Origin of the sequence: Streptomyces sp. MS06, from assembly GCF_047200655.1 — a bacterium.
Lineage (GTDB): Bacteria > Actinomycetota > Actinomycetes > Streptomycetales > Streptomycetaceae > Streptomyces.
Window position 1 is genome coordinate 1 of sequence record NZ_JBJZOJ010000114.1, and the last position, 7557, is coordinate 7557.

Annotated in this window: 2 protein-coding genes; both read left to right on the forward strand. The window is 73.9% G+C overall.

Features of this window, described 5'->3' with window-relative positions:
• A partial coding sequence (locus tag ACL02U_RS32430) for an SDR family NAD(P)-dependent oxidoreductase (protein WP_412794593.1) occupies nt 1-6403 on the forward strand: 6403 nt, incomplete at its 5' end.
• On the forward strand, nt 6400-7557 hold a 1158-nt coding region (locus ACL02U_RS32435; protein ID WP_412794594.1), incomplete at its 3' end, for a beta-ketoacyl synthase N-terminal-like domain-containing protein. The genes ACL02U_RS32430 and ACL02U_RS32435, both read left to right, overlap by 4 nt.

A 7557-nucleotide genomic window follows, 5' to 3' on the forward strand; every position in this document is an offset into this window, starting at 1 on the left:
GCACGATCTGACGCGTGATCTGGATCTGTCGGCGTTCGTGTTGTTCTCCTCGGCGGGTGGTCTGGTGCTGGCCGCGGGGCAGGCGAACTACGCGGCGGCCAACACCTTCCTCGATGCTCTCGCCGTTCATCGTCAGGCTCAGGGCCTGCCTGCCACGTCTCTTGCCTGGGGTTTGTGGGGGGCGGAGACGGGGTTGGGTGGTGCTTCTTCGCAGGCGGATGCGGAGGTGCGGATGGCTCGTCTGGGCCTGCCCGCTCTGCCGGTGGCGGAGGCACTGGATCTGCTGGATGCGGCTGTGGTCCGGACGGACCAGCCCGTCCAGGTCCCCCTGCGTGTCGACGCGACCGCCCTCGCCGCACGCAGCGACGAACTCCCCGCCCTGCTCAAGGGCATGAGCCGCACACCTGCCCGCAGGACCGCCCGCTCGGCCACCGCCGACGGCGGCAGCACGCTCGGTAGCCGACTCGCCGGACTGGACGACTCCCAGCGCGACCGCCTGCTGGTGGACCTGGTGCGCAAGCACGTCGCCGCGGTGCTCGGCCACTCCGGCATCGACGCCGTCGGAGCCGACCGGGCCTTCAAGGACCTCGGATTCGACTCGCTGGCCGCGGTCGAACTGCGCAACGCGCTCGGTGCGGAGGCCGGGGTCCGGCTGCCCGCCACGCTCGTCTTCGACTACCCCACCGCGCGGGCCGCCGCCGGATACCTCAAGAGCCGCGTCTCCCCGGACACCGCAGCGCAGACCGCCGGACCGCAGTCCGGCACGGCGGCCCCCGCCGTGCCGGCGCACACCGACGAACCGATCGCCATCGTCGGGATCAGCTGTCGCTTCCCCGGCGAGGTGCGCTCCGCGGACGACCTGTGGCGGATGGTCGCCGAGGGCCGCGACGTCGTCGCCGACTTCCCCGACGACCGCGGCTGGCCGCTCGACTCGCTCTACGACCCCGAGCCGGGAGTCGCCGGCCGGACCTACACCCGGCAGGGCGGTTTCCTGTACGACGCCAACGAGTTCGACCCCGAGTTCTTCGGCATCATGCCCCGCGAGGCGATGGCGATGGACCCGCAGCAGAGGCTGCTGCTCCAGGGCGCCTGGGAGGCGTTCGAGCGCGCGGGCATCGATCCGGAGTCCGTACGCGGCAGCCGGACCGGCGTGTACGCGGGCGTGATGTACCACGACTACCGCAGCCGCCTGCCGCACGTGCCCGACGACCTGACGGGGTACATCGGCAACGGCAGCGCCGCCAGCATCGCCTCCGGCCGTGTCGCCTACACCTTCGGCCTGGAGGGCCCCGCGGTGACGGTGGACACGGCGTGCTCCTCGTCCCTGGTCGCCCTGCACATGGCCTGCCAGGCCCTGCGGCAGGGCGAGATCACCATGGCGCTGGCCGGCGGAGTCACCGTCATGGCGACCCCGGAGCTGTTCATCGACTTCAGTCAGCAGCGCGGGCTGTCCGCGGACGGCCGGTGCAAGGCGTTCGCCGGGACCGCCGACGGCACCGGCTGGTCCGAGGGCGTGGGCCTGCTGCTGGTGGAGCGCCTGTCCGACGCCCGCCGCAACAACCACCCGGTGCTCGCGGTCATCCGCGGCAGCGCCATCAACCAGGACGGCGCCTCGAACGGGCTGACCGCCCCCAACGGCCCCTCCCAGCAGCGCGTCATCCGGCAGGCACTGGAGGCCTCCGGCCTGACGGCCGCGGACGTCGACCTGATCGAGGGCCACGGCACCGGCACCCGCCTCGGCGACCCGATCGAGGCACAGGCACTGCTCGCCACCTACGGCCGGGAACGCGCCGCCCGGGAACCCGTGTGGCTCGGCTCCATCAAGTCCAACATGGGCCATGCCCAGGCGGCGGCCGGCGTCAGCGGCGTCATCAAGGCCGTCATGGCCCTGCGCAACGAGACCATGCCGCGCACCCTCCACGTCGACGAGCCCTCCCCGCAGGTCGACTGGACGGAGGGCAACGTCCGGCTCCTCACGGAGGAACGTCCCTGGCCGCGCGGGGAACAGCCGCGCCGGGCCGGCGTCTCGTCGTTCGGGCTCAGCGGCACCAACGCCCACCTGATCATCGAGGAGGCGCCCGGCGACGCGCCCGCACCGGAGCCGGAGCCCGCCCCGGCACCGCGGACCGCGGAGGCGCTGCCCGCGGTGCCGCTCGTCCTCGGGGCCAGGACGGCTTCCGGTCTTCCGCGCCTGGCGGCACAGCTGGCGTCCTGGCTGCAGCAGGACCCCGGACGTGACCTCGCCGACACCGCCCTGTCGCTGGTGACGACCCGTGCCGCGCTCGACCACCGGGCCGTCGTCCTCGCCGCCGACCGGGACGACGCGCTCGCCGCGCTCGCCGCCCTCGCGGCACAGGAGGAGCGCCCCGGCACCGTCGCGGGCACCGTGGAGCCGGACGCCCCGACGGCGTTCCTCTTCTCCGGACAGGGCGCCCAGCGCCCCGGCATGGGAAGCGGCCTGTACGCCGCGTTCCCCGGGTTCGCCTCCGCCCTCGACGCCGTGTGCGAACACCTGGACCGGCACCTGGACCGCCCGCTGCGGGACGTCATGTTCACCGTCGGCGACGGCCTCGACGACACCACCGACACGCCCGAACTGAACCGGACCGTCTACACGCAGAGCGCCCTGTTCGCGTTCGAGGTGGCGCTCTACCGGCTGCTGGAGAGCTGGGGTGTCACCCCCGACGTCCTGGTGGGCCACTCGGTCGGCGAACTCGCCGCGGCCCATGTCGCCGGAGTGCTGTCCCTGCCCGACGCCTGCACCCTGGTCGCCGCCCGCGGGCGGCTCATGCAGGCGCTGCCCGCGGGCGGGGCCATGATGGCCGTGCAGGCCACCGAGGAGGAAGTGCTGCCGCTGCTCGGCGACGCCACCGGAATCGCCGCGCTCAACGGCCCCACCTCGGTGGTCGTCTCCGGTGACGAGGACCAGGTCCTCGCCGTCGCCGCCCACTTCGCCGGGCTCGGCCGCAGGACCAGCCGACTGCGCGTCTCGCACGCCTTCCACTCGCCCCTGATGGAACCCATGCTGGAGGAGTTCGGCCGGGTCGCCGCCGGACTGACCTACGGCACCCCGTCGCTGCGGATCGTCTCCAACGTCACCGGTCAGGAGGCTCACCCCGAGGAACTGGGCTCGGCCGACTACTGGGTGCGGCACGTCCGCCAGGCCGTGCGTTTCGCCGAGGGCCTCGGCCGGCTGGAGGCCGAGGGCGTCACCCGCTACGTGGAGATCGGCCCCGACGGGGTGCTCAGCGCACTCGCCGCGGCCGGCCTGGAGGGCACGGACCACGTCGTCGTACCTGCCCTGGACAAGAGCCTGCCCGAGCCGCAGGCGCTCCTCACCGCACTCGCCCGGCTGCACGCGCACGGCGCGGGGCCCGACTGGGCCGCCCTGCTGGCCGACCACGGCGAACGCCGACTGGACCTGCCCACCTACCCCTTCGAGAAGCGCCGGTACTGGCTGGACGCCACCGCCACGGCGACGTCCGGCGGGGCCGAGGACGCGGGCCAGCTGCCCGGCGGTCACCCCCTGCTCAGCGCCGTGGTCGTCTCCCCGGAGTCCGGCGGCGTCGTGCTCACCGGCCGACTCGCCATGGACAGCCAGCGGTGGCTGGCCGACCACAACGTGCTGGGCACCCTGTTGCTGCCCGGCACCGGCTACGTCGAACTGGCCCTGCGCGCCGGCGAGGAGGTCGGCTGCGACCTCGTCGAGGAACTCACCATCGAGCAGATCATGCCGCTGACGGCCACCGGCGGCACCGCGGTACAGGTCCTCGTCGGCGCCGCGGACGCCACCGGCCGGCGCTCCCTCGCGGTGTACTCGCGGGCGGAGGACGCACCCGATCACGTCGGCTGGACCCGCCACGTCTCCGGCCTTCTCGCCTCCTCCGAGAACCCCACCGCTCCGCCCGCCCCCCTGGGCGCCGGCGCCTGGCCGCCCCCGGGCGCCGAGTCCGTGGACATCAGCGACGTCTACGAGTACCTGACCAGCCAGGGCTACTACTACGGCCCCACCTTCCGCGGCCTGAAGGCCGTGTGGCGGCACGGCGAGGACGTGTACGCCGAGGTCGCGCTCCCCGAGGACGCCCGCGAGGAGGCCACCGGCTACCGGGTGCACCCCGCCCTGCTGGACGCGGCACTGAGCGCCACCGACTTCCTCGGGGGCTACCGCCCCCAGGACGTCGGCGCCTCCCACCTGCCCTTCGCCTGGACCGGGGTCTCCCTCCACGCCGGCGGCGCCGCCCACATGCGGGTCAAGCTCAACTCCGTCGGCCCGGACGCCGTACGGCTGGAACTGGCCGACGGCACCGGCCTGCCCGTCGCCACGGTGGAGTCCCTCGTCGTCAGGGCCGTCACTCCCGACCGGGTCGCCGCCGCGGCAGCCGCCTCGACCGGAACCGAACAGCGTGAGGCGCTGTACCGGGTCGGCTGGAGCCACCTGCCGCTCGGCACCGCGGGCGGCACCACCGCGGGCCGGTGGGCGCTCATCGGCACCGACCCCGCGGACGCCGGAGTCGACGACGACACACCCGCGTACGACAGTCCGGCGGCCCTCACCGCCGCTCTCGACGCCGACGGGCTCGTGCCGGATCTCGTCCTCTACCCCTGCCCCCGCCCCTCCGGGCAGGTCCCGTCCGCGGTGCGGACCGTGCTGGGCGACGTACTGGACACGGTCCGGACCTTCCTGGCCGACGAACGCCTCGCCGGCTCCCGGCTGATGGTGATCACCCATGAGGGTGTCGCCGTCGGCGACGACACCGGCACCCACGAGTCCGCGGATGTCGTACAGGCGGCCGTCTGGGGCCTCGTACGCGGCGCCCAGCAGGAGAACCCGGGCCGCATCCTGCTCGCCGACCTCGGTCCGGGAAGCCGGGTCACCGCGCCGCTCGCCGCCCTGGGCGAACCCGAGTTCGCGGTGCGCGGCAGCGACGTCCGCGTCCCCCGGCTCACCGGCATCCCCGTCGACGAGACCGAACGGCCCACGCCCTGGGACCCCGACGGAACCGTTCTCGTCACCGGAGGCACCAGCGGCCTCGGCGCCCTCGTGGCCCGGCGCCTCGTCGCCGAACACGGCATGCGCCACCTGCTGCTGACCAGCCGCCGCGGACCGGACGCGCCCGGCGCCCGCGAACTCCTGGCGGAACTCGCCGCGCTCGGCGCCGAAGCGACCGCCGTGGCCTGCGACGCCGCCGACCGCACCGCTCTGGCCGGCCTCCTCGCGGACATCCCCGAGGACCGGCCCCTGCGCGGTGTCGTGCACGCCGCCGGCGTCATGGACAACGCCCTGACGGGCGCCCTCACACCCGAGCAGATCGACGCGGTCCTGCGGCCGAAGGCCGACGCGGCCTGGAACCTGCACGAACTCACCCGCGACCTCGACCTCACCGCGTTCGTCCTGCTGTCCTCCTGCGCCGGACTCCTCGTCGGCGTCGGACAGGGCAACTACGGGGCCGCCAACCGCTTCGTCGACGCCCTCGCCCAGCACCGCAGGGCCGCCGGACTTCCCGCCACCTCCCTGGCCTTCGGGCTCTGGACGGTCAAGACCGGCCTGGGCGGCGGAGTCACCGACGACGACCTGCACCGCATGGGCCGGCTCGGCATGCCCGCCCTCACCACCGACGAGGGCCTCGCCCTGTTCGACGAGGCGGTCGCCCTGGACGACGCACTGCTCGTGCCGATCCGTCTGGAGCCCGCCGCGCTGGCCACGGCGGCGGACGACGAACTCTCCCCGCTCTTCCGCGAGATCGTCCGGACTGCCCGGCGCGACGCCGCACGCCCCGTCAAGGCCCGCACGACCCCGTCCCCGGCACCGGTCCCCGCCCCCGCGGCCACGGCTTCCGCCCCGGGCACCCTGGAGGAGCGACTCGCCCCCCTGAGCGGCCTGGAGCGCGAGCGCACCCTGCTCGATCTGGTCCGCACCCACGTGGCCGCCGTACGCCACGACGACCCGCACGCCATCGACGTCACCAAGGGATTCACCGAACTCGGCCTCGACTCCCTGGCGGCGATCGAACTGCGCAACCGGCTGCAGACCGCGACCGGTCTGCGCCTCCCGGCGACCCTGATGTTCGACTACCCCAGCACTGCCGTGCTCGCCACCTACCTGCTGGACGAACTGGCACCCGCCCTCCCGGCCCCGGACGTCGCCGAGCGGGACACCACGACCACCACCGCCGCCGCGGAACCCGACCAGGCGGCCGTCCGCAACGCCCTGCAGACCCTGTCCCTCGACGACCTCCGCGAGGCCGGCCTGCTGGACGGCCTGCTCGCACTCGCTGCCGCCCGGCAGGGCGCCCCGACCGGCTCCGCGCCGGCCCAGGCGCCCGCCGACCGCAGCGAAACGATCAAGGGCATGGCCGTCGACGACCTGGTCCGCGCGGCGCTGTCGACCGACGAAAGCAACTGAAGGCGCGGATCCCGCCGACTTCACCGAGCGAGAGGTTTGTCTTCACCGTGGACGCATCCGTCGAGCAGATCGTCGAGGCGCTCAGAAAGTCCGTGCTGGACAACGAGCGGCTGCGCCGCCGCAACGCCGAACTCACGACCGCCGCGACCGAGCCCATCGCCGTCGTGGGCATGGCCTGCCGCTTCCCGGGCGGCGTCGCCACCCCGGAGGACCTGTGGCGGCTGGTGGCCGACGGGGTGGACGCCGTGTCCGCCTTCCCCACCGACCGGGGCTGGGACATCGACGGCGTCTACGACCCCGAACCGGGCAAGCCCGGCCGCACCGTCGCCCGCGAGGGCGGTTTCCTCCACGACGCTGCTGACTTCGACCCCGCCTTCTTCGGGATCAGCCCGAACGAGGCGCTGGTGATGGACCCGCAGCAGCGGCTGCTGCTGGAGACGGCCTGGGAGGCGTGCGAGCGGGCGGGCGTCGACCCGCTGTCCCTCCGGGGCAGCCGCACCGGCGTCTTCGCCGGTGTGATGTACCACGACTACGGCTTCGGCAGCAGCGACGGCAGCATCGTCTCCGGCCGGGTCGCCTACACGATGGGCCTGGAGGGCCCCGCGGTGACGGTGGACACGGCCTGCTCGTCGTCGCTGGTCGCCCTGCACCTGGCCGTGCAGGCGCTGCGCTCGGGTGAGTGCTCCCTGGCCCTCGCGGGCGGCGTGACCGTCATGACCAACCCGGACATGTTCGTCTACTTCAGCACCCAGCGCGGGCTCGCGAAGGACGGCCGCTGCAAGTCCTTCTCCGAATCGGCCGACGGCGTCGGCTGCTCGGAGGGCGCGGGCATGCTCCTGGTGGAGCGGCTGTCGGACGCGCGTCGCAACGGCCACCCGGTGCTCGCGGTGATCCGCGGCAGCGCCGTCAACCAGGACGGCGCGTCCAGCGGCCTGACCACTCCCAACGGTCCGGCCCAGCAGCGGGTGATCCGCGCGGCGCTGGCCGGCGCCGGGGTCTCCTCGGCCGAGGTGGACGTGGTGGAGGCGCACGGTACGGGGACGACGCTGGGTGACCCGATCGAGGCGCAGGCGCTGCTGGCGACGTATGGCCGGGACCGCCCGGCCGATCTTCCGCTGTGGCTGGGTTCGATCAAGTCGAACATGGGTCATACA